This window comes from Vibrio sp. YT-18 (assembly GCF_033337345.1).
In the GTDB taxonomy this organism is placed as follows: Bacteria; Pseudomonadota; Gammaproteobacteria; order Enterobacterales; family Vibrionaceae; genus Vibrio; species Vibrio alginolyticus.
Map to the genome: position 1 here is coordinate 273,732 of NZ_JAWOQO010000005.1, position 22,170 is coordinate 295,901.

General features: G+C 42.4%; 23 protein-coding genes. 18 read left to right on the forward strand and 5 right to left on the reverse strand.

The genetic code is table 11. From position 1 onward, the window contains the following. Window positions 1–49: 49 nt before the first annotated feature. From R7M72_RS09665 to R7M72_RS09675, 3 genes are all read left to right on the forward strand, one after another. On the forward strand, window positions 50–907 hold the full coding sequence (locus R7M72_RS09665) for an AraC family transcriptional regulator (protein WP_315957168.1): 858 nt from the start codon (window positions 50–52) through the stop codon (window positions 905–907). 155 nt (window positions 908–1,062) lie between these two features. Beyond that, complete coding sequence (locus R7M72_RS09670; protein ID WP_053303643.1) at window positions 1,063–2,250, forward strand: aromatic amino acid transaminase; 1,188 nt, start codon at window positions 1,063–1,065, stop codon at window positions 2,248–2,250. An 11-nt stretch (window positions 2,251–2,261) separates the two neighbouring features. After that, window positions 2,262–2,945 carry an ATP-dependent zinc protease gene (locus R7M72_RS09675; RefSeq protein WP_047101086.1) on the forward strand — a complete coding sequence of 228 codons (684 nt, stop codon included), beginning with the start codon at window positions 2,262–2,264 and terminating at the stop codon, window positions 2,943–2,945. A gap of 122 nt (window positions 2,946–3,067) precedes the next feature. Here the strand turns inward: R7M72_RS09675 and R7M72_RS09680 are convergent, their stop codons facing one another. After that, entirely contained in the window at window positions 3,068–3,604 is a 537-nt protein-coding gene (locus tag R7M72_RS09680; protein ID WP_017634623.1) for a hypothetical protein, read from the reverse strand. A gap of 154 nt (window positions 3,605–3,758) precedes the next feature. Further along, complete coding sequence (locus R7M72_RS09685) at window positions 3,759–4,133, reverse strand: NirD/YgiW/YdeI family stress tolerance protein (RefSeq protein ID WP_315957167.1); 375 nt, start codon at window positions 4,131–4,133, stop codon at window positions 3,759–3,761. A 155-nt stretch (window positions 4,134–4,288) separates the two neighbouring features. On the opposite strand from R7M72_RS09685, the gene R7M72_RS09690 reads away from it, so the two are divergent. From R7M72_RS09690 to modC, 4 genes are all read left to right on the forward strand, one after another. After that, window positions 4,289–5,740: a cobyric acid synthase gene (locus R7M72_RS09690; RefSeq protein ID WP_017820165.1), complete on the forward strand. Its 1,452-nt coding sequence runs from the start codon at window positions 4,289–4,291 to the stop codon at window positions 5,738–5,740. Between the two features lie 69 nt (window positions 5,741–5,809). Continuing rightward, entirely contained in the window at window positions 5,810–6,565 is a 756-nt protein-coding gene (gene modA / locus R7M72_RS09695) for a molybdate ABC transporter substrate-binding protein (protein ID WP_258475399.1), read from the forward strand. Window positions 6,566–6,592: 27 nt separating this feature from the next. After that, entirely contained in the window at window positions 6,593–7,282 is a 690-nt protein-coding gene (gene modB / locus R7M72_RS09700; RefSeq protein ID WP_064376841.1) for a molybdate ABC transporter permease subunit, read from the forward strand. After that, window positions 7,279–8,385, forward strand: a complete 1,107-nt coding sequence (gene modC, locus R7M72_RS09705; RefSeq protein ID WP_238854920.1) for a molybdenum ABC transporter ATP-binding protein ModC — start codon at window positions 7,279–7,281, stop codon at window positions 8,383–8,385. Before modB ends, modC begins: the two co-directional genes overlap by 4 nt. A gap of 76 nt (window positions 8,386–8,461) precedes the next feature. On the opposite strand, the gene R7M72_RS09710 is transcribed toward modC, so the two are convergent. Beyond that, complete coding sequence (locus tag R7M72_RS09710; protein ID WP_005376232.1) at window positions 8,462–8,899, reverse strand: DUF3069 domain-containing protein; 438 nt, start codon at window positions 8,897–8,899, stop codon at window positions 8,462–8,464. Between the two features lie 273 nt (window positions 8,900–9,172). Between R7M72_RS09710 and R7M72_RS09715 the strand changes: the two genes are divergently transcribed. Then, a complete protein-coding gene (locus R7M72_RS09715; RefSeq protein ID WP_213899942.1) occupies window positions 9,173–10,132 on the forward strand; it encodes a diguanylate cyclase in 960 nt (319 codons plus the stop codon). A gap of 251 nt (window positions 10,133–10,383) precedes the next feature. Here R7M72_RS09715 and R7M72_RS09720 read toward each other — a convergent pair whose 3' ends face one another. Continuing rightward, window positions 10,384–11,622, reverse strand: a complete 1,239-nt coding sequence (locus R7M72_RS09720) for a GGDEF domain-containing protein (protein WP_064376839.1) — start codon at window positions 11,620–11,622, stop codon at window positions 10,384–10,386. Window positions 11,623–11,875: 253 nt separating this feature from the next. Here R7M72_RS09720 and R7M72_RS09725 point away from each other — a divergent pair, with 253 nt between their 5' ends. The 10 genes from R7M72_RS09725 to R7M72_RS09770 all read left to right on the forward strand — a co-directional run bounded on the left by R7M72_RS09725 (window position 11,876) and on the right by R7M72_RS09770 (window position 21,726). After that, the gene (locus tag R7M72_RS09725; RefSeq protein WP_005376241.1) at window positions 11,876–12,244 is read left to right on the forward strand and encodes a late competence development ComFB family protein; all 369 of its coding nucleotides are present in this window, start codon (window positions 11,876–11,878) and stop codon (window positions 12,242–12,244) included. Between the two features lie 41 nt (window positions 12,245–12,285). Further along, the gene (locus R7M72_RS09730; protein WP_005376244.1) at window positions 12,286–12,567 is read left to right on the forward strand and encodes an HlyU family transcriptional regulator; all 282 of its coding nucleotides are present in this window, start codon (window positions 12,286–12,288) and stop codon (window positions 12,565–12,567) included. Window positions 12,568–13,001: 434 nt separating this feature from the next. After that, window positions 13,002–14,558: a Re/Si-specific NAD(P)(+) transhydrogenase subunit alpha gene (locus tag R7M72_RS09735; RefSeq protein WP_053307698.1), complete on the forward strand. Its 1,557-nt coding sequence runs from the start codon at window positions 13,002–13,004 to the stop codon at window positions 14,556–14,558. 8 nt (window positions 14,559–14,566) lie between these two features. Continuing rightward, window positions 14,567–15,943 carry a Re/Si-specific NAD(P)(+) transhydrogenase subunit beta gene (pntB, locus tag R7M72_RS09740; RefSeq protein WP_005376248.1) on the forward strand — a complete coding sequence of 459 codons (1,377 nt, stop codon included), beginning with the start codon at window positions 14,567–14,569 and terminating at the stop codon, window positions 15,941–15,943. A gap of 155 nt (window positions 15,944–16,098) precedes the next feature. Further along, window positions 16,099–17,553: a sensor histidine kinase VxrA gene (gene vxrA, locus R7M72_RS09745; RefSeq protein ID WP_025767766.1), complete on the forward strand. Its 1,455-nt coding sequence runs from the start codon at window positions 16,099–16,101 to the stop codon at window positions 17,551–17,553. Next, entirely contained in the window at window positions 17,528–18,190 is a 663-nt protein-coding gene (gene vxrB / locus R7M72_RS09750; RefSeq protein WP_005376251.1) for a response regulator transcription factor VxrB, read from the forward strand. Before vxrA ends, vxrB begins: the two co-directional genes overlap by 26 nt. 6 nt (window positions 18,191–18,196) lie before the next feature. Next, the gene (locus R7M72_RS09755) at window positions 18,197–19,078 is read left to right on the forward strand and encodes a DUF2861 family protein (protein ID WP_005388048.1); all 882 of its coding nucleotides are present in this window, start codon (window positions 18,197–18,199) and stop codon (window positions 19,076–19,078) included. Between the two features lie 60 nt (window positions 19,079–19,138). Further along, complete coding sequence (locus R7M72_RS09760) at window positions 19,139–20,260, forward strand: conjugal transfer protein TraF (protein ID WP_064354789.1); 1,122 nt, start codon at window positions 19,139–19,141, stop codon at window positions 20,258–20,260. Between the two features lie 41 nt (window positions 20,261–20,301). Beyond that, window positions 20,302–20,463, forward strand: coding sequence for a YoaH family protein (locus R7M72_RS09765; RefSeq protein WP_005376257.1), 162 nt, complete (start codon window positions 20,302–20,304; stop codon window positions 20,461–20,463). Window positions 20,464–21,336: 873 nt separating this feature from the next. Then, window positions 21,337–21,726 carry a universal stress protein gene (locus R7M72_RS09770; RefSeq protein WP_017634770.1) on the forward strand — a complete coding sequence of 130 codons (390 nt, stop codon included), beginning with the start codon at window positions 21,337–21,339 and terminating at the stop codon, window positions 21,724–21,726. Window positions 21,727–21,817: 91 nt separating this feature from the next. Here R7M72_RS09770 and R7M72_RS09775 read toward each other — a convergent pair whose 3' ends face one another. Then, on the reverse strand, window positions 21,818–22,030 hold the full coding sequence (locus R7M72_RS09775; RefSeq protein WP_005376260.1) for a hypothetical protein: 213 nt from the start codon (window positions 22,028–22,030) through the stop codon (window positions 21,818–21,820). Window positions 22,031–22,170 lie beyond the last annotated feature (140 nt).

Sequence of the window (22,170 nt, forward strand, 5' to 3'; positions counted from 1 at the left end):
CAAAACCTTTGTAAAACTCTCTACTAACGCACATGTGAGCCAATAAATCATGGAAGATAAACAAGAACGCTACGCGATTTCAGAAAAAACTTATCAAGAGTTTATTGATCACAGTCGAGTATTAGCACTTGAGGAGAGAGGCATTGTGCAGTGCGGCATTGCCACTTGTCGTGACTTCTTCACTGTTTATCGTAAAAACCAAAAGAAACACATGCTGCTCTATACGGTGCGTGGTAAAGGGTGGCTAGAGAGTGGGACTTATCGATACGATTTGGAACCGGGCTCGTTGATTACAGTACCCGCAGGTGTTGAAAACGGTTTTGGTATAGAAGAAGAACCTTGGCAGATCGCGTGGCTTTTTCTTGCTCCTGATAGAGAGTGGCCGATATTAGAATGCGATGTTCGCTACCAGCTTTCATCTACACCTGAAGTGATGTATGCATGTATCCAAACGTTACTACGCAGCATTAACCTTCCAATCGATTATGGTGGTGCGGTAGGTGAGCATAGTGTGGCTCAGTTAGAGCTGATGTTAAACATGCCGCCCTCAGAGTCGATATCACGCAGCCAATTGAGGCTTCGGCGTGTATTTGACCTTGTCCAACGTCAGCTCCATAAGGATTGGAGCGTTGAGCAGGTGGCGGCTCTATATCCATGTTCGGAGCCTCATTTGCATCGACTGACTCAAAAGCAGTTTGGTCGAAGCCCAATGGCACATTTAACGCGTATGCGCATGGAATATGCTGCTAGGTTACTTCGTTCAACAGAATGGCCAATTCAGCATATTGGAGAAATAGTCGGATATCCGACCAGCGCAAACTTTAGTACACGTTTTAAAGCGTGGTCGACCATGACACCAAGAGAGTTTAGAAAAAACGGTAGAGTGGATTGGTACGACGAGGAGTGAATCGTTCTTTTTCTGAACGATAGAGCGCACAAAACTCACCGCAATCCAGAATTTTGTTCTCTAATTGATGAAATAAGTGAAAAATCATTTCGTCATTTTTTGCGATGGTGTTAACGTGAGGTTCGGTACTTGAATTTCAAAGGGTTATGACTTTCATGTTTTCTAATCTCCCAACTCCCGTATTAGATCCTATTTTATCTCTATCCGTTGCATACCGTAACGATGAACGTCCAAACAAGGTTGACCTTGGCATTGGCGTATACAAAAACAGCGCAGGCGAAACGCCGATTATGAAAGCCATTCAAATGGCGCAGGATGTCGTTGTTGAAACTCAAAAAACCAAGTCTTATGTTGGTCTTGCGGGTTGCGAAGAATTTAATAAAAGCATGATCGATTTGCTGCTGACGGGAACGTCTGCAATGGATCGTGTTGCAGCTATTCAAACGCCAGGTGCAAGTGGTGCGCTGCGTATGCTCGGTGATCTAATGAAGATCGCACAGCCAGATACGACGGTTTGGATTTCCAACCCAAGCTACGTAAACCACAAGCCAGTGATGGAAGCAGCAGGCCTTAAAGTTAAGTTCTACCACTATTTCTCTTCGGAAACGAAACAAGTAGACACCGCAAAAATGATGGATGATCTTGCGAAAGCTGGGCCTTCAGATGTGGTACTTCTTCATGGTTGTTGCCACAATCCAACTGGTGCGGATATTGACTTCTCTGCTTGGCAAGCCATTACAGAATTGTCGCAGAAGAACGGTTTCATCCCATTTGTGGACATTGCTTACCAAGGCTTCGGTGATGGCCTAGAAGAAGACGCAAAAGGTCTTCGTTTTATGGCAGATAACGTTGAAGAGATGTTGATTACTACTTCATGTTCGAAGAACTTTGGTCTGTACCGTGAACGAACTGGTGCAGCGATTGTGGTTGGTAAGAACATGCATGATGTAACCAATGCAAAAGGTAAACTCCTCACTCTAGCTCGCTCTACTTACACGATGCCACCCGACCATGGTGCAGCTTTAGTTAAGACCATTCTGCAAGATGACAAGCTCACTTCCGTTTGGAAGCAAGAATTGAGTGAAATGCAACATCGTTTGGTTAGCCTTCGTCAAAGTTTGTGTAACGAGTTGAGAAACAACCATAATACAGATCAATTTGATTTCATTGAGGGTCACAAAGGCATGTTTACTGTGCTAGGCTTTAGTGGAAACCAAATGGCGCAACTGCGTGAAGATTATGGCATTTATGGTGTTGGCGATGGTCGAATTAACATTGCCGGACTTACCGAAACTCATATTCCATACGTAGCGGACGCAATTAAGAAAGTATCTCAAGCTTAATTGGAGTGTGGATGAAAAACTGGAAACTGATTCTGCCGCTTATGATGAGCGGCAGTTTAATTGCTTGTACGTCAACTCAAACGACGCAGGAACCTGTTGAGCCAGAGTCGCCAAAGGTCGAAGAGCCCGTTAAAGTCGAGCCAGAAGTGAAACCTGAGGTAGATCCAAAGCCTGAGGTGGAGCCCAAACCAGAAGCGAAACCTGAGAAAAAGCCGGAACCAAAACCTAAGAAGCCAGTCAAGGTCACAAAAACACCCGATGGCATGTTAATTCTTGGTTCTGAAGAATGGGTTTATGTTCCTGAAATTGACCAGACTTTCAAGGCTAGAGTCGATACAGGTGCGACAACATCATCAATTAGTGCGACTGACATTGTTCCGTTTGAGCGTGATGGTAAAGACTGGGTTAAATTTAAGATAGATTTAGGTGACAAAGACACCAAAGAGTTTAAAGTACCCGTTGAGCGCTGGGCTAAAGTTAAGCAGTCTTCGTCAGAAGAGGTGGATAAACGAGCGGTGGTAAAAGCCTACATTACCGTTGGGGATCACAAAGAAAAGACAGAGTTTACGTTAGCGGATCGCGGACATATGACGTTTCCAATTTTGCTTGGTCGAAGCTTTTTTAGAGATATCGCCGTTGTAGATGTATCGAAAAAATATGTGCAAGATAAACCTAAAAAAACCGCTAAAAACTGATGTATTAAAGCTAGTTTCTGCTACAAGCTAATAATTCTTGATTAGCAAAAAATGGCCTCCAAAATCGGAGGCTATTTTTATTGAATCATATGCTTGCTTGTGATGCCTGGTAGTCATATCCACTAAAATGCAAAACGAGCAGACATTACAATTTGCTGGCCATAGACACCATTATTTTTGAAATCTGCACCAAGCGATAGTTGTTGAGTTGAGTGGAATCGTGCGCCCAGATTGTAAATGGTGTTCGAATCGTCATTATCTATGATTTGGCCGATACGGCCATGTAGCTCAACATTTTGCATAAACCAAATACGAGTGCCAATATTCACTTCCGTGCGCCACTCGTCACCCACTTTATCACTGCCGTTCTCTTTAATGTTGTGTACCAACATTTGGCCATAAATATCTGCAAATTGGCCTGCTGGCCCATTAAAGCCTATACCACCAGCAATGTCCCAGTCTCCGCTGAATTCACTGTCTGCGCGAGCAATGAAATGGGTATTCTCTGTAAAGTAGGTATTGAACTCGCCACCAAATGTACCAGGGCTAGTGCCCATGCGAAATTCCATCGTGTTGTAGTTGAAATTATTTGCATGTGCGGAAAGTGGCAAAATAGCACACAAACCAAAGGCTGCAACCTTTAGAGCTTTACCTAGCATGGTGTCTCCGGGCAAGATGAATAAAATGAACAAAAAATTGGTCTGCAAAAAGCAGACCAAGATTGATAAAGCTATCATTTTAAGTGCTTGCCGTCACTATTTAGCTGTAATCGTCACTACATCATGTTGATATGTACAGCAATCGGGGTTTGTTTTACATGACCACGAGTTGTTCGACTTCAATCTCTGGTTTGTTCCCGCCTTCAAATTCGCCAAACAGACGGACTTTAGTCGTGTGATCAATCGGAGTATTTAGCTGAATATCGTCATCGAGTTCGACCATCACTTCACCGGAACCATCGCTAAAGACAAACTTATCCGCGCAAACTTGACGCAATAAGTTACCTTCAACGACCACATCTTTTTCAGTAAACATATTGGAGTCGTTTAGCAAGGCATCCAATTTTTCCACAGTGATAGGACCGTTAAACTGCAAGTTTGATTGGTTTTGAGCGTTATCTTTCGCGAACGCGATAGAAGGAGCAATAACTAAGGCGGCGATTGTTGCGATAATTGTATTCTTTTTCATGTTACATCCTCATCGGTTTGTTTTGATGGGTTCATTAAAACAGGGCTTGTTTGAACCAATGATGATTTCGACATTCATATTCTATTCATTTGCTTGAGTAAGTGGGGACGATGACGTTATGATTGTTCATCTTCCTCTATTCCTTACAAATGTTCATGAAATCAGCGATCCCATCTTTAATGGTTCAAGGCACCACTTCGGATGCCGGAAAAAGTGTCCTTGTGGCAGGTTTATGCCGTGTATTAGCAAGAAAAGGGATAAATGTTGCCCCATTTAAGCCACAAAACATGGCACTAAATAGTGCGGTAACCAAAGATGGCGGTGAAATAGGTCGAGCACAGGCCGTTCAGGCACAGGCGTGTAATATTGAGCCAACTGTACATATGAATCCGGTTTTAATTAAACCTAACAGTGATACAGGTGCTCAGATCATTTTGCAGGGTAAGGCGATTTCCAATATGGATGCGGCTGGCTTTCATGATTACAAGAAAGTGGCGATGGATACGGTGTTAGATTCCTTCTCTCGTCTGACTCAAGAATTTGATTCGATCATTATCGAGGGCGCGGGGAGTCCTGCTGAAATCAATTTACGAGAAGGCGATATTGCAAACATGGGTTTTGCTGAGGCCGCTGATGTACCAGTGATCATTGTTGCTGATATTGATCGTGGTGGAGTGTTTGCACATTTGTACGGAACACTTGCGCTACTTTCTGAATCTGAACAAGCGCGAGTAAAAGGATTTGTTATCAACCGTTTTCGAGGTGATATTCGTTTATTGCAATCGGGCCTCGATTGGCTAGAAGAAAAAACAGGTAAACCTGTACTTGGTGTACTTCCTTTTCTCCATGGTTTGAATTTAGAAGCAGAAGACGCGATCACTGCGCAGCAAGAGTTGCACTCTGAGGTAAAACTGAATGTTGTTGTGCCTGTTTTAACCCGGATTAGTAATCATACTGATTTTGATGTGCTGCGATTGAATCCAGACATCAATCTACGTTATGTAGGTAAAGGCGAAAAAATAGATAAAGCCGACCTGGTTATTTTGCCTGGGACCAAATCAGTGAGAGACGATCTGGATTATCTAAGAAGCCAGGGGTGGGATAAAGATATCTTGCGTCATATTCGTCTTGGTGGAAAAGTGATTGGTATCTGTGGCGGCTACCAGATGCTTGGAAACTTGATTGATGATCCAAACGGCGTCGAAGGCCAACCAGGTCAAAGAGAAGGACTTGGCTTGCTTGATATCACTACGACACTAACTAACAGCAAACAGCTTACAAACACACAAGCACAGCTTTCTCTTAACGGCAAAACAGCCAATGTAAAGGGTTATGAAATCCACGTAGGGCGAAGTGAAGTACGGGGCCTGCAACCTCTTACATTCAGTTCCGGTGAAGCGGAGGGGGCGATCAGCGAGTGTGGCCAAATCATGGGAACCTACCTTCACGGGTTCTTTGACGAGGCAGATGTCTTAAGCCTGGTATCAGAATGGGTAAACGGCACCCAAATCAAACAACAAGACTTTGAAGAGTTAAAGGAGCAAGGCATTAATCGCATCGCAGATGCGATAGAACAACATGTGCGCCTTGATTTTTTGTTTAAATAGCCCATTAACTGATTGAACTTTATATTTAAATAACCTGTTCTTTCGCTTGCCTTGTATTGGAGTATCTCTATGAAAGCATGGAAACAGTATGCTTGCCTTACGGTAGTATTAAGCATTTCATTTTCAGCAAACGCAGCAACGAACCTAAAAGTGTATGCAGCCTCTTCTATGACGAATGCGATTAACGAGATCGCGCAAAACTTTGAAGAAAAGTATGACGTTTCTATCACTCCCGTTTATGGTGGTTCTTCTTCTATCGCTCGACAAATTATCAATGGCGCACCAGCGGATGTACTCATTTCTGCGAACACGAAATGGATGGATTATTTGGTCGATAAAGACGTCATTTATCGTGACAACGTCACAAATCTAGTGCGCAATAGCTTAGTGTTAATTGCTCCTCAGTCTTCAGAATTAACCTCATTTAACTTTTCTGATGCAAAGGCATGGGAGAAGGCATTGCATGGAAATCGTCTTGCGTTAGGCAATCCGACGTCAGTACCTGCTGGTATGTACGCTAAAGAGTCATTGACTACACTGGGTGTATGGAAAGCGGTTCAAACTCACGTCGCACCAGCAAAGAATGTGCGCTTAGCTTTGGCGTTGGTTGAACGTGGAGAAGCGCCTTTAGGTGTGGTCTACAAAACCGATGCTCAGTTAACTGATAAAGTCAAAATTGTCGGCGAATTTGCGAGTGATACGCATGCGGCTATTGTTTACCCGGCTGCAATTGTGAATGATTCTACTGAGTCGGAGCAGTTCTTCCAGTACCTAAAATCGGACGAAGCCGCACGCGTTTTTGCTCAATATGGCTTTCAGCAATAAACCGGCCTTCAATTATAGGAACGAAGCGTGACAGAACTGGAATACCAAGCCTTAATGTTAAGCCTCAAAGTAGGCGCGTACGCAGTACTTTGGCTGATTCCTCTCGGCGTTTTTCTTGCTTGGCTACTTTCTCGAAAAACGTTCTTTGGTAAATCGATTCTCGATAGCTTAATTCATTTACCACTGGTATTGCCGCCAGTGGTAATCGGCTATTTATTGTTGATTTCTTTAGGACGACAAGGGTTCCTTGGAAAGTGGCTCTATGAAAACTTAGGGGTAGTATTTAGCTTTAATTGGAAAGGGGCAGTAGTCGCTTGTATTGTCGTGGCTTTGCCTTTGATGGTTCGTTCAGTACGCTTAAGCTTAGATAGCGTCGACCCTAAATTGGAGCACGCAGCCTCTACGTTAGGCGCTTCTCCTTTAAAAGTGTTTCTCACCGTCACGTTACCACTGACCATTCCCGGAATTATTACGGGCACGATGCTGTCATTTGCTCGTAGTCTTGGCGAATTCGGGGCGACGATCAGTTTCGTCTCTAACATTCCGGGTGAGACCCAAACGATTCCGCTGGCAATGTACAACTTTATTGAAACGCCAGGTGCAGAAATGCAGGCGGCTCGTCTGTGTATCATTTCTATCGCGTTAGCCTTGTCTACATTAATGATCTCGGAATGGCTAAATCGTAAAGCGGCAAGTAGATTGGGTGCGAAGCAATGACGATTAAAGTCCAATTTAAACAAATGCTTGGTGAGACTGACTTCGACATCAAACTTAAGTTACCCTGTAATGGAATTAGTGCCTTGTTTGGACGATCTGGTGCAGGTAAAACGACGTTGATTAACATCATCAGCGGATTGGTCACTCCAAGGCAAGGGTATGTTGCGGTTGGTGAGCATGTTTTGTTTAACAGTGAACAGGGAATCAACCTACCAACGCACAAGCGTGGTATTGGTTATGTGTTTCAGGATTCACGTTTGTTTCCTCACTATTCGGTTCAAGGCAATTTGTTTTATGGCGTTAAAGAAAAAGATGACGAGTATTTTGATGCAGTCACCGAACTCTTGTCTATCAAACCGTTACTAAAGCGCTTTCCGGTATCACTTTCTGGTGGTGAAAAGCAACGTGTTGCGATTGCGCGCGCATTGCTATCTAAGCCCAATTTGCTTTTGATGGATGAGCCACTTGCCTCACTCGATATGCCAAGAAAGCGTGAGGTAATGCCTTTTCTCGAGGAGTTGTCGGAGAAGGTAAATATCCCTATTATCTATGTCACACACAGTCTCCAGGAAATTTTAAGGCTTGCTCAGCACCTTGCAATTATTGACCAAGGTAAAATTTCGAGTTCAGGTAAGCTTGAGGAAGTGTGGGCTTCTCATGCTATGCGTCCATGGCAATCTTTCTCAGATCAAAGCAGCTTATTTGAAGGCCGGATTGCTGAACATCATGAACGTTATGCACTGACTTGTATCAGCCTTGCACCTAATGTATTCCTGTGGGTGCAAAAGATTGACGGAACACCAGACACGCCAATACGCTTGCAAGTGCGTGCCAACGACGTTTCTATCACGCTCGAGCAACCCAAGGCGACGTCGATTCGAAATATTTTGCCTGCTATTGTCGATTCCATCGAGGCGTTTAACGCAGCCGATGACAAGCAGAGTATTAATGTATCACTCAAGCTAGACGAGAAATGTTATTTGTGGGCAACGATCACACCGTGGGCCCTTGATGATCTCAACCTAAAAGTTGGTAGCCGTGTTTTTGCACAAATTAAAGGTGTCAGTGTGACACAAAAAGATATGGCACTAGCGCCTCATTAACCGTTTAGACTGATTTACGCTTCATGATCAAAAAAGGCCGCAAAGTGCGGCCTTTGTTACTAGAAGAATGTCGGAATTACTTCGCGAATACTTCTTTGAATTCACGCTTAAGAAGTGGGTCACGACGTGCTTTCTTCAGTTGCTTAACCATGTCTTTCACGCAGTTGTGAAGCACATTATCAAGTAGTTGAGCACGGTATTCTTCTTTATCTTCATCTGTCATGTTTTCTGGCAGATTAAGAGTAGGGAACTCTTCCATCACATTAATACCAGCGAATGCTTGGCCTACAGAAACTAGAGCATGAAACTGTTCAAAGTTGTCTAGAATGTTCTGTGCACTTGCTGGCATTTCGTCCCATGATTCACGTACCGCTTCTTCAGACACTTCATGGATAGAGGTAACCATTTCGAACATTTGCTCTGGAACTTCGTCAAATTCGATAACTTTACGTAGCTCTGGAGAAATGCTGGCTAGATCGATTTTTTTGCTTTCGCTGTTAGTTGCTTCTGACATGGTGTGTCTCTCATTACAAAAAGGCGGGAATATTAATACCAAATGCATCAAATAGCTATACCCATTAGTCCGCAAGATGACCAAAGTGAATGAGTTTGTTGAACTTCTGCTCACAGGCCATGATTAGATAGGGTAACGTTCAGTCTAATTGCTTTATGCAATGGATTCCGTGATATTCAAACAAAAATATAGCACTTAATTATGAGTCGAATGCAACAACTCTATGAGTATGGTATATGTTTAATAAAGACATAATTAAAAATGGAACGCGTTATGCAACCGATAGGGACATCGATGCGAATCCTTCTGGTTGACGATGTTCAGCTAGACAGGATGCAGCTGGCTATTCGTCTAAAGCAACTTGGACATATTGTAAAAGCCGTAGGTAGTGGACTAGAGGCGTTAAATACCTATGAGAGTTTTGATCCGGAACTGGTGTTACTCGATATATCAATGCCAGATATGAACGGTTTTGAAGTCTCTCTTCATATAAGAGAAACGTTTCCGGATTGGATCCCAATTATTTTCTTGAGTAGTCACGAAGAGCCAGAAATGATTGCTAAAGCCATAGATGCGGGCGGTGATGACTATTTAATTAAGCCGGTAGATAAACTGGTACTGAACTCTAAACTTATCGCAATGCAGCGTATTGCTCATATGAGACGAGAGCTTAAGCAAGCGACAGCTCAATTGGAGCAGGTTAATCAACTTTTGACTCAGCAAGCGAATGAAGATGGCCTAACCAAACTCTATAACCGCCGTTATATCGACCATAAGTTGGAATCGATGGTTGCATGGCATGGCCGTCACAACATGCCAATGGCTTTGATTCTATTGGACGTCGATTTTTTTAAACCGTTTAATGATAATTACGGTCATATTGAAGGCGATCGTTGCTTGCAAGCGATTGCGAATCAACTCAAGGCTACTTTTTGTCGCTCTGGGGAATATGTAGGTCGATATGGTGGAGAAGAGTTTGTTGTGTTGCTAGGGTGTACCGACACTCAAACAGCAGAAAGAGAAGCCGAGCGTATACAAGAGGCTATGTATTTTCTCGATTACCCACATGATTATTCTAGTGTGTCAAATAGAGTGACAGTGTCACAGGGTGTTTTTGTTTTTCAACCGACAGGGAAAGAAGTGCAATCAGACTTGTATGCAACCGTTGATAAAGCACTATATACCTCGAAGTCTTTGGGAAGAAACACACATACTGTAGTTAATTCTTTTTAAAAACAAAATCTTATGAATGCTACTCTTTTTGTTGCGTTGTCACTTTTTGGTGGTTATTTTAAAGCTAACTCAAAGTAAGATAGGCAAACAGTGCGAACGGAATGTCGCAATCGGGCGTATACCTTATACCTTTGATTAGATAGATGACATCGGGATAGTGGCAACGATGAGTGCAGTTATTATGCTGATGGGGAAGTTCGGTTTTGTTTTAAACCCAGACAAGCTTGTTAACTTTCACGATTGGTTAGGGCCTAACGAAGCTTTATGCAGTTACGTCCCGCCTTTTTCGCTTTGTAAAGTGCTTCGTCCGCTGATTTAACAACGTCCAGAGGAGCTTGCCCATTCCGGCTATCAGCAACTCCGAAACTTGCGGTAACAAAAACCGACTTTCTTTTCGAACTGTTGCTACCACGACGTTTTTGTCCTTGTTTATGGTTCTCAGGGCGAGATTCTTCATCGCGTAATATCATCTCGTATTCTGCAATCGATTTGCGAGCTTCTTCCAAAAAGTTCTTACATTCGTCAGCGTATTTGCCTTTAAAAACGATGGTAAATTCTTCTCCGCCAAATCGATAAACTTTTGCGCCGCCTGGGGTTTTAGTGAGGCGCGAAGCGACCATTTTTAGAACGTCATCACCAGTATCGTGACCGTAGGTGTCGTTAAACTTTTTAAAATGGTCAACATCAAGCATTGCGATCGTGAACTTCTTACCCATGTGTTTTAGATCGAGATCAAGTGCACGTCTGCTCGGAATCAGCGTTAGGCTATCGGTGAAAGCCAGTTGATGGCTAGCGGAAGCGGCATAAATAATGATAAGCAGCCCTGTTAGCGTAAACATGGTGCTTGATATGTACTGCACATCAAAGAAAATGAACGTCGCAGACGCCAATACCATGGCAGAGTAGGTCATCGCATGGATAATTTCATTCTTCTTTAAAACAAGGATTCCAAGAAAACAGACAATACCCACGCAATATAAAACAAGAATTAAAGGCAGTTTAGAGACGGTCGGTACAATAAATAAAATACCGCTTGTCCATTGTTCAAACCCTCCTTCAACGTAATATGCTAGCGTTAGATAAGACCAAAGAACGAACATTGCTAACATCAAGATATAAGTCAACATGGCTCTGGAGTCAAAACCTTCTTTACTAAACAAAAATACCGTAAGAAACGAGACAGGAAGTAACGTGGCTAAAATGGTTAGCTCAAGTAAAGCGGTACCACTTTGAAGCGGGACTTGTAGGCGGTGCTGTATCACGAAATAGGCTAGCAACATTGCCAAGCACACCATGGACTCTCTGCCTTGCTTAAATGAATAACAAAGGAGTAGCGCACAACATAATAGTATGTACGGCAAGTTTGCGGCAATGCCCCAGTTTGCCTGAGTCATCTGAATAATGCTGTCCATGCCCGAACTCACTATGCCCAGTAGCAAAAAAGGGAATAAGAATCTGAAGCCTGATGAAGTCATTGACGATGAGGACATCTATTACAAACTGCCTGAAAATAGTTGACTATATAATTGGTTAGGTAAATCGTTTTATCAATATGGATATTTATCCGTTATTGAATTTCGAACTTTGAGAACTAGCAAGAATACGTCTATTTGTTCCTTTTCCCAAGTATTTTGGAAGACATTACCGCAAAAAGAGAGAGATTGATTAAATTAAGAGCAATCAATAAGTTGTTATAAACAAGTCGTTGCTATACTCATTTCATAGGAAAAAGGAGATTTACAGATGCAGATAAGCTCAGATGTGCACAACTACATGGAAACATTAGTAGGCCAGGTTCTCAGTTTGCCTGAATTTTTAGAACAGTATGACAACGAACAGTTAGCCGATATTGCTTGCCTTGCGCTTATCCAGCTCAAGCCTGTCTATATCCGTCATGATATTGATTTTTTGTCTTCACTTCCTGAACAAAAATTAAGCCAGTTTAAGCAAAGCGCGGATATAGCGGTGAAAAACGCCGCAGAAATGGTGAAAGAAGACAGGCGTAAGAACCGAGAGTATGATGTGCCTGTAATTTTTTCCCATACTAGTTATGATGATGACAAAGAGTTGGATTGGTATGAAAAACCGATCCTTAACGTTAATATTAAGTAAGAGTCGCTCAGTTGACTAGTGAGCTGACCCAAGGAGGAATCGTGGGATTTTTTTCGCGTTTGTTTGGTGGTAGTGAGAAAACGGTTGAAGCCAAAAATATCGAACCAGTTGAGTATAAAGGTTTCCTTATTTACCCAGAGAGCCTTTCAGAGGGCGGACAATATCGCATCGCTGGTCGAATAGAAAAGCATGACAATGATGAAGTGAAAACACATCGGTTTATTCGCTCCGATTTGCTTGGCTCAGAGCAAGATGCCAATGACCTTATGTTGAAGAAATCTCAAATGTTTATTGATCAAATGGGCGATAAAATCTTCGACTAGCAATTTACTGCAATTTGATTCCAGTCATCTTAAAAAGAGCCATTAGTGTATATGCTAGTGGCTCTTTCTTTTTAACGCTTAAATCTCTGTTAAGTCAGTATTTAATCGTCACCTGGTTAGACCTCAGTCTAGTACGGTGTTGCGTTGTTATTTTTCGTGCACAGAGCGACAATCATTCATTACTTAGCGTTATATGTAATGAAATTTAGTATTTAAATTACAAAACACTTGAAGTAATGAGACGCGTTCGATACAAACAGAATAATAACAGGGCTGTTAGTCAAGGTGTTATTGTGCAAATGGGTGTCCCCAAACATCATCTTTCGTTTGCAATTGTCTTGCGTGGTAAACAGATAGAAATAAAAAAGAATTAGAGTAGAGCGACGCTCTGTTTTGGGACTAATTTATTGATATGTATACAAGGAGTATGCGTTTTGCAAATCGGTGTACCTAAAGAGATACTCGCGGGTGAATCGCGAGTGGCTGCATCGCCGAAGTCGGTTGAGCAGTTAATAAAATTGGGATTCGATGTCGCGATTGAATCCCAAGCGGGGGTGCTAGCGAGTTTCGATGATGCCGCTTATGAAGCAGCTGGTGCGAAAATCGTTTCTAGTGAAGAAGTTTGGGCATCTGGCCTTATTTTAAAAGTTAATGCGCCAATTGTGGATGATGAGCAAGGCATTGACGAAATTGCGTTACTGCAAGATGGAACAACACTGGTTAGCTTTATTTGGCCGGCTCAAAATGCTGAGTTGATGGAACAACTTTCAAGTAAGAACATTAACGTTCTTGCCATGGATTCCGTTCCTCGTATCTCACGTGCACAAGCCTTAGACGCGCTATCTTCGATGGCTAATATCGCTGGTTATCGTGCAGTGGTTGAGGCAGCTCATGAGTTTGGTCGTTTCTTTACAGGTCAAATTACGGCTGCCGGTAAAGTACCTCCAGCGAAAGTATTGGTTGCGGGTGCTGGCGTCGCTGGCTTGGCGGCTATCGGTGCTGCAGGTAGCTTAGGTGCTATTGTCCGTGCGTTTGACGTTCGCCCAGAAGTAAAAGAGCAAGTTGAATCGATGGGCGCTGAGTTCCTGACCGTTGACTTTCAAGAAGAGTCAGGCTCTGGGGATGGCTACGCAAAAGAAATGTCTGATGACTTCAACAAAAAAGCGGCAGAGTTATACGCAGAGCAAGCTAAAGATGTTGATATCATTATTACGACCGCGCTCATCCCTGGTAAACCTGCGCCGAAGTTGATCACCAAAGAAATGGTCGACAGCATGAAAGCGGGCAGTGTAATTGTCGACTTGGCAGCTGCTAATGGCGGTAACTGTGAATATACAGTGAAAGACCAAGTTATCATGACGGATAACGGCGTAAAAATTGTTGGTTACACTGACATGGTTGGTCGTTTGCCAACACAATCTTCTCAGCTTTACGCGACAAACCTTGTTAACCTTCTAAAACTGCTGTGTAAAGAGAAAGATGGCAACATCAATATTGATTTTGAAGATGTTGTTATCCGTGGCGTTACCGTGGTGAAAGAAGGTGAAGTTACTTGGCCAGCGCCACCAATTCAGGTTTCAGCTCAGCCGCAAGTGAAACAAGAACAGCCTGTGAAGCCAGAGCCTAAAGTAGAAGAACCTACGTCTCCAACGAAGAAAATTATTGGTGTGGCAGCGGCTGTTGGAGCCTTTGCATGGGTTGCATCGGTTGCTCCGGCAGCGTTTCTTTCTCACTTTACTGTATTTGTTCTAGCGTGTGTTGTCGGATACTACGTAGTATGGAATGTTACCCATGCACTTCATACTCCACTAATGTCAGTAACGAATGCTATCTCTGGCATTATTGTCGTTGGTGCATTACTGCAAATTGGACAAGGTAATGGCGTCGTTTCATTCCTATCTTTTATTGCCGTATTGATCGCGAGTATCAATATCTTCGGTGGTTTCACCGTCACCAAGCGTATGCTTGAAATGTTCCGCAAAGATAAATAGGAGTCACAATGTCTGCAGGATTAGTACAAGCAGCTTACATTGTTGCTGCATTATTTTTCATCATGAGTTTGGCGGGGCTTTCAAAGCAAGAGTCTGCTCGTAATGGTAACTACTACGGTATCGCTGGTATGACGATCGCGCTAATAGCGACGATCTTTAGCCCAGATGCGCAAGGTTTTGGTTGGATCATTATCGCGATGGCGATAGGTGGTGCGATCGGTATTTTCTATGCGAAGAAAGTAGAAATGACCGAGATGCCAGAACTGGTTGCGATTCTACACAGCTTTGTAGGTTTAGCTGCGGTTTTAGTTGGCTACAACAGTTACCTAGATGCGCCAGAAGCAGCAACACATGCTGAGCATGTTATCCACCTTGTAGAAGTATTCTTGGGTGTGTTCATCGGTGCCGTAACTTTCACCGGTTCAATTGTCGCATTTGGTAAGCTGCGTGGTGTGATTTCTTCGTCGCCACTTAACCTGCCTCATAAGCACAAAATGAACCTCGCAGCGGTTGTTATTTCTACGCTTCTTATGATCTACTTCGTAAAAGCAGATGGCAGCATGTTCGCTCTTATTGTGATGACTTTGATCGCGTTCGCATTCGGCTACCATTTAGTCGCTTCAATCGGTGGTGCTGATATGCCAGTTGTTGTCTCTATGTTGAACTCATACTCAGGTTGGGCAGCAGCGGCAGCAGGTTTCATGCTCGCAAATGATCTATTGATTGTAACAGGTGCTTTGGTAGGTTCATCAGGTGCGATTCTTTCTTACATCATGTGTAAAGCAATGAACCGTTCGTTTATCAGTGTTATTGCCGGTGGTTTTGGTCAAGAGATAGTGATTTCAGGTGACGAAGAGCAGGGCGAATATCGTGAAACAACGGCTGAAGAAGTTGCAGAGATGTTGAAGAACTCAAAATCAGTAATCATCACTCCAGGATATGGCATGGCAGTAGCTCAGGCACAATACCCTGTTCATGAAATTACTGATGTACTTCGTTCACAAGGTATTGAAGTTCGCTTTGGGATTCACCCAGTAGCGGGTCGTCTACCGGGGCATATGAATGTGTTACTCGCTGAAGCAAAAGTACCGTATGATATCGTTCTTGAAATGGATGAAATCAATGATGACTTTGCAGAAACCGATACCGTATTGGTTATCGGTGCTAACGATACGGTCAACCCAGCCGCACTGGAAGATCCGAACAGCCCAATCGCTGGTATGCCCGTATTGGAGGTATGGAACGCGAAAAACGTAGTGGTATTCAAGCGCTCAATGAATACTGGTTACGCAGGAGTACAGAACCCACTGTTCTTCAAAGAAAATACATCAATGCTATTTGGTGATGCGAAAGAAAGTGTTGAGTCTATTTTTAAAGCACTTTAACCATTCTTGATTTAAAACTATACAGGGTCAGCAATCGCTGGCCCTTTTTTGTTCCGTTTCAATGTTATAGTAATGCAAATCCTTCTGTTAGCAGATGTCAATTGCTTGTAGATTGATGTATAGTTTTGGCTAATGTAACAAGTGACGGTAACAGTTTGATTAAAAAGTTTTTGCTCGGTTTTGCAACTGTATTGCCGCTTTTTTCGGCACCTGCATTTTCCGATTCACTACCAGAAAGAATAGATACGTTTACAGAGCTATTTAACTATGAAGTAGCTCTTAAGTCGTACGATATTCGTATTCTGCAATCAAATTATCCTACCAAGTTACTTGCGCCAGATTCGCTTCTGCCGCAAACGTCTGACTATCCGTTAAAAGATATCCAACAGCTTTACAGCTTGGCGAATACTTGTCGTGGCAAATTACCATTAAGTCCTTTAATTACTGAGCCTTTAGTATTTACAAGGGCGATTTGTAAAGGGACGCAGCTGACACCTCGTTGGTTCTCGCGTAGTGGTCTCATTCACCCTGGTGGTGGGACGTATGCGGCACGTTATGTGGATAAGTATCCAGAACTCAAACCCAAACTATCTCAGTACATGCATATAAAAGAGCGTGATAACGAGGAAGGGGATGAGTTGCTAGAAAGCTTGAAAAACATGGATGACGACGCCATTAATGCTTTGATTGCAGGCGCGAGCATGTTTATTGAAGGTAACGAACTTTGGTTAAGACGTGGTGACCGTTACTTTGTTTTCGAGAAAGATATCTGGCAAGAGAACGTAGCGAATGCGGGTCTGTCATACGCTCTAGCGTCTCAAAGCAAAAGTTGCTTTGTTAAACGAGGTAATATTTGTTGGGATGTAGAAGATCACTCGCAAGTTTTGCGGATCAGTATGATCATACTGGTAATCGCCAATATTCTTTTGGTGATTGGTTGGGCGGTGTACCGTTGGAATAGTAAGCGAGAAGAACTACGTAGTAGAATGCTCGTGTTGCAAATTTTAACGCATGAGCTCAGAACACCGATTGCATCTCTGTCACTAACGGTTGAGGGCTTTCGTCGAGAGTTCGAGCATTTGCCTGAAAGTGTGTATGACGAATTCCGCAGATTGTGTGAAGATACGCGCCGCCTGCGTCAATTGGCAGAAGCGAGTAAAGATTATTTGCAATCTGATAACCAAATGCTTGCAACAGACTGGGTACCATCCGTTGCAGATTGGTTAGAATTTAAGATCGAAGAAGAATTTGATAGTGCCGTGCTTTTTAACATCAATGAAGATGTGGCTGCTAAAGTTAATGTGTACTGGTTAGGAACTTGTATCGATAACTTGCTTCGTAATGCGCTTAAGTACGGTGTCGCACCGGTTGAATTGGATGTCTCAACTAGTGAAGAAAAAATAGTATTCCAAGTCCGAGATGCAGGAGGCCTAACGGCTAAAGATTGGGCAAATTTGAAGAAACCGTTCGTAAGTAAGAGCGGGTTAGGACTTGGATTAACAATCGTTGAATCTATGGTAGGCCGCATGGGCGGAAAAATGTCCTTAATGGGACCACCTACAACTTTTATATTGGAGATACCTTGTGAAACAGACACTGCTTCTCGTTGAGGACGATAAAAACTTGGCTGACGGCCTGTTAGTAAGCCTGGAACAAGCAGGATATGAGTGTTTACATGTGGAGCGTATTGCAGACGTAGAGCCACAATGGAAAAAAGCTGACTTGGTAATTCTCGATCGCCAACTCCCAGATGGTGACTCTGTACAATGTCTCCCAGAATGGAAACAGATTAAAGACGTACCAGTTATCTTGTTAACGGCACTTGTTACCGTAAAAGATAAAGTTGCAGGCCTTGATTCCGGCGCGAACGACTACTTAACAAAGCCTTTTGCTGAGGCGGAGCTTTTTGCGAGAATCCGTGCACAGCTACGAGCACCGGATTCAGCAGAACAAAGCAACGCTGATAAAGTGATTACAAAAGACTTAGAGATTGACCGCTCGACTCGTGAAGTGACTTATAAAGACGAGCTAATTACGCTTACTCGAACAGAGTTTGATTTGCTGCTATTTTTGGCGTCAAACTTAGGTCGCGTGTTTACTCGTGATGAGCTGCTTGACCACGTTTGGGGTTACAATCACTTCCCGACAACACGTACGGTTGATACACATGTACTACAGCTTCGTCAAAAACTGCCAGGACTGGAAATTGAAACACTTCGTGGTGTTGGCTACAAGATGAAAGCATAAGTCGTAATGAAAATACTACTCCCTGTAGTTGTCTCATTAGCGTTAGTGAAACCAGTCCATGCGATGGACTGGTTTCAAACTAACACGCCTTTAACACAGGCACATCAACACTTACTTGAAGATGATCTTGCGGGTATGTTCAACTCTCTTGTTGAACTCTGGCAAACGGAACCAAGTAAAGATTTGACTCCTCACCTTAATGATCTTCTTGGTCAGTCACTATCTAAAAACTGTGGCAAGGCTCTCACTGGTGTAACGCTGCCTGATTGGATAAGTGGTGTGAACGTTATTCGTCAGACTATTCAAAGCCCTGGGCGAGATACATTTAGATTGGTGATCAAGCTAAGAGCTACAACTGACATCGAAAATATTTCATTTAATCGATGGGTGGATGATTCTATATCCGCGGACAGTTCATTCAGCTATGAACAACAGCCGAACGGGACAGAACTTGCCAACGAGCGTAGTTACTCGAAACGCTATAACTTAACAGGCAAGCTTGAAGCTGGTTTATATCACTTAACCGTTGTTTCTACTGATAAACAAGAGTATCGAACTTGGGTAATACTTGGAGATTCAAACTCTTCTCAATATGTTCGTTGGACATCTAAAGAGAATTGGAAAGTAGAAAAGAGCGCACTTCGTAATCCCCATTGTCCATTACCGCAACTTGAAGTTGGTTTGTATGACTACATTGATGGCCAGTACGAGCAAATGTGGAAAAAGACTTATGAGTCTAACTATCCAAATTCATTGGAGCTAGCGGGTGTCCCAAACGATAGATACGTATTGGCGGTAAGTATCAATAGTCGCCGTTGGCAGGGCGATATAATTGTTGAGCAGGCTCAAACTATTAGCCGAACCTATGATCTTTCCCAGGAAGAATAGTTAAAGAAATACTACTTGTGCCGATAAAGGTTCAGGACGAACTAAAATCACAAGTGTAGTATGAAAAACAAATATAAAATTCTTGCCACTTCTGTTGCTACTATTCTTTTCGCTAATGCTGCCTCTGCTGCTACTTATGCGATAGAGGCTCGTAGTGATGCAATGGGTGGCGTTGGTACCGTATCAGCAACTTATCTAACTGCGCCTTTTTTCAACCCCGCTCTTACTGCGATTTATCGTCGAAATGACGATGCAGGCATGATCGTGCCAAGTTTTGGTGGCAGCTACGATGATCAATATGATCTAGTTGATGAGATCGAACGCATCAGCAAATTAACAGACGTCGATGAAATCAAAAAATCGATGGATGCTATCGATGGGAAAAAGACAGACTTTGATCTTGGTGGTGTCGTTGCCATTGGTATCCCCAACAAATTCTTATCTGCAACTGCATACGGTAAGCTATACACTGAATCATTCGTACAACCAAATGTTGATACCTTAGGTACTAATCCATTAGATGATAGCTATGTACAAGGTGTTTCTATTGGCGTGGCTGAAGCTGGTATTTCACTTGCTAAATACACTAATTTCATGAACCAACACCTTTCTTTTGGTGTTACTCCTAAACTTCAGCGTATATACACGTACTCATACGCCACGAGTTTTCAGAATTTTGATACTAAAGACTTACGTGAAAATGAGACCGCGGAAACGATGTTTAACTTAGACGCAGGCGCACTTTGGTTCTTTGGCCCATATCGTCTCGGTATTTCAGCAAAAAATTTGATTGGAAGAGACGTTAAAACAAAATCATTCCAGTATGGCAGTGATACGATAAAATCATACGAATATAGCATGCGTCCTGTATACACTGTTGGGGCTGGGATTGTTGCCGATTACTTTACGATGAGTGTTGACTACGATCTCAACGAAGAAAAACGTTTTTCATCCTTTGATGATAATACGCAAATGATTCGAGCTGGTATTGAATTTGATATTTTGCGTCAAATGGCATTACGAGCAGGGTATATGAAGAACTTAGCTCGAAGTAATGACGAAGGAACCATGACTGCTGGTATCGGGTTGTCTCCACTTAAGTTGTTCGAATTGGATATCGCAGCTCAGTACACAAACGAGAACGCTATGGGGGCATCCATTAATTTCCTTGCTACCTATTAATTGAATCGTTATAGTCAGCTCCTCAAAATGAGGAGCTTTTTATGTTTGACGATTTACCCCCTCTATCTCACCAAGAGCAACAACAAGCTGTAGAGAGAATTCAAGAATTGATGGCGAAGGGCACAAGTACTGCAGAAGCTATCAAAATTGTTGCAGAACGGATTCGATCTGAGTACGCAGAAAAACAACAGCAACAAAACTAATCAATTCATGGACAGGGCATACGCCCTGTTTTTTTGCCTTTCTATTTTCTATTCCTTTACATTCCCAAACACCACCCTGGTTACGCTGTAACTACAATTTACTATACCTATATGATTTTAATCTTGTTCAATTACCTTTAAGACTAAATAGTGAGTTGGTAAAATTTTACCTCATTATGTTAACCTTGGTTTGCATAGTGCAGGTAATTAGGCATTTTTTAAAGAACTTATAAATTAAACTCTATTATATCAATTGTTTACCTCGGTCTTTTAATCTGCCAACCATATTGGTCGCGATTGATCTTGTAATTTAATTACAAAGCCCAAGAGAGCTTCGTTCTCAGACAGAAGATTATGCTAAAAAAAGAAAAAAGAGACACCGTAACTTATAACGATAATTAAACTAGAGTTATTAAATAAGCGATATAAGAACAGTAAGCACTCGCAGACATATGTAATAGATGAATCGAAATTCATCTTATTGAGCTGCTTTTTTAGCCGAAATACGTCTCCTGGATTTGAGCGGAGCGTTACATATTGAATATGCTTAATCTAAAGTAGTTTTACTAAACTAGGCGACGTTGAAGTGGGTAATATGAATCCTCAAGAGTAGTAGAAATCAAGAGCAGTAACGCGCATTACAACGTAACGTTTCCTGGCATCCTTCCTGTTAAATAGTCCGATAATTAGAGAAGAAATTGGAAAAACATCGTTTATCTTTGGATGAGAGGAAGCAACAAGGTTGCAATGAAAACTATTTGCCTGTTTTAAACTAAACTCCTTTAACTATCATGTAGCAGTAGTTTTGATGTTGTGTTCGCTCTATGTGGACTAGACTTAATATGAGAACAAAAACTAACCTAGGGAGGAATGATGGGTTATAAGCACGTTTTGGTTGCTGTCGACTTATCTCAATCTAGCCAAGCCGTTATCGAAAAAGCAATAATGCAAGCAGATAACTCAAGCAGCAAACTCTCATTTGTTTACGTAGATGTTGATCGGATAGTCATGGAAGCGAAGGAAGAGCAAGAATTGGAAAGAAGGCTGCAAGAGCTCGCTGATAAATGCTTATACCCAGTAAACGAGACTATGGTAGTAATCGGCGATCTTCATATAAAACTATCGGGAATCGTCAAAAAAGAGGGGATAGATTTAGTTGTCTGTGGCCATCATCACAACTTATTGAGTCGCTTTTTTTCATCGATACCAAAGGTTGTGAACGAGGTTGAAGCTGATTTATTAATCGTCTATTTAGATGAGTGATCGACAACTCTTGTTCGCACTCATCATTTTTTTGTCACTAAAAAGCCGAACATAAACGTTCGGCTTGGTATATCGGTGAGAATAAAAGTTTTTAGCCAGGAATGATTGATGCCTCATGAGATAAAACAGATGCAGACTCCGCGTTTGACTGCAGATCAAAATGTACGTTAACTTGCACGCCTTCTCGCTCAAAAGTGACATCATCAAAATCGGTCATAGCGATTTTGAATCCATTTCTAGCAAAAAAGCCAGTCACCATAGTTCGCTGCTTAATTTCTAATGCAGACGCGAGTAGCTTATCCATGGCATTCTCCTTGGTTATTGTGGGGATATGGGTAGAAGATACACATAGATTGGTATGAAATCAATTTTATATAAAGTTGCTTTTGATGAAAATTTTAATGTAAGTCAATCTATCGTTTACCCCACGTGATTTATTCCACG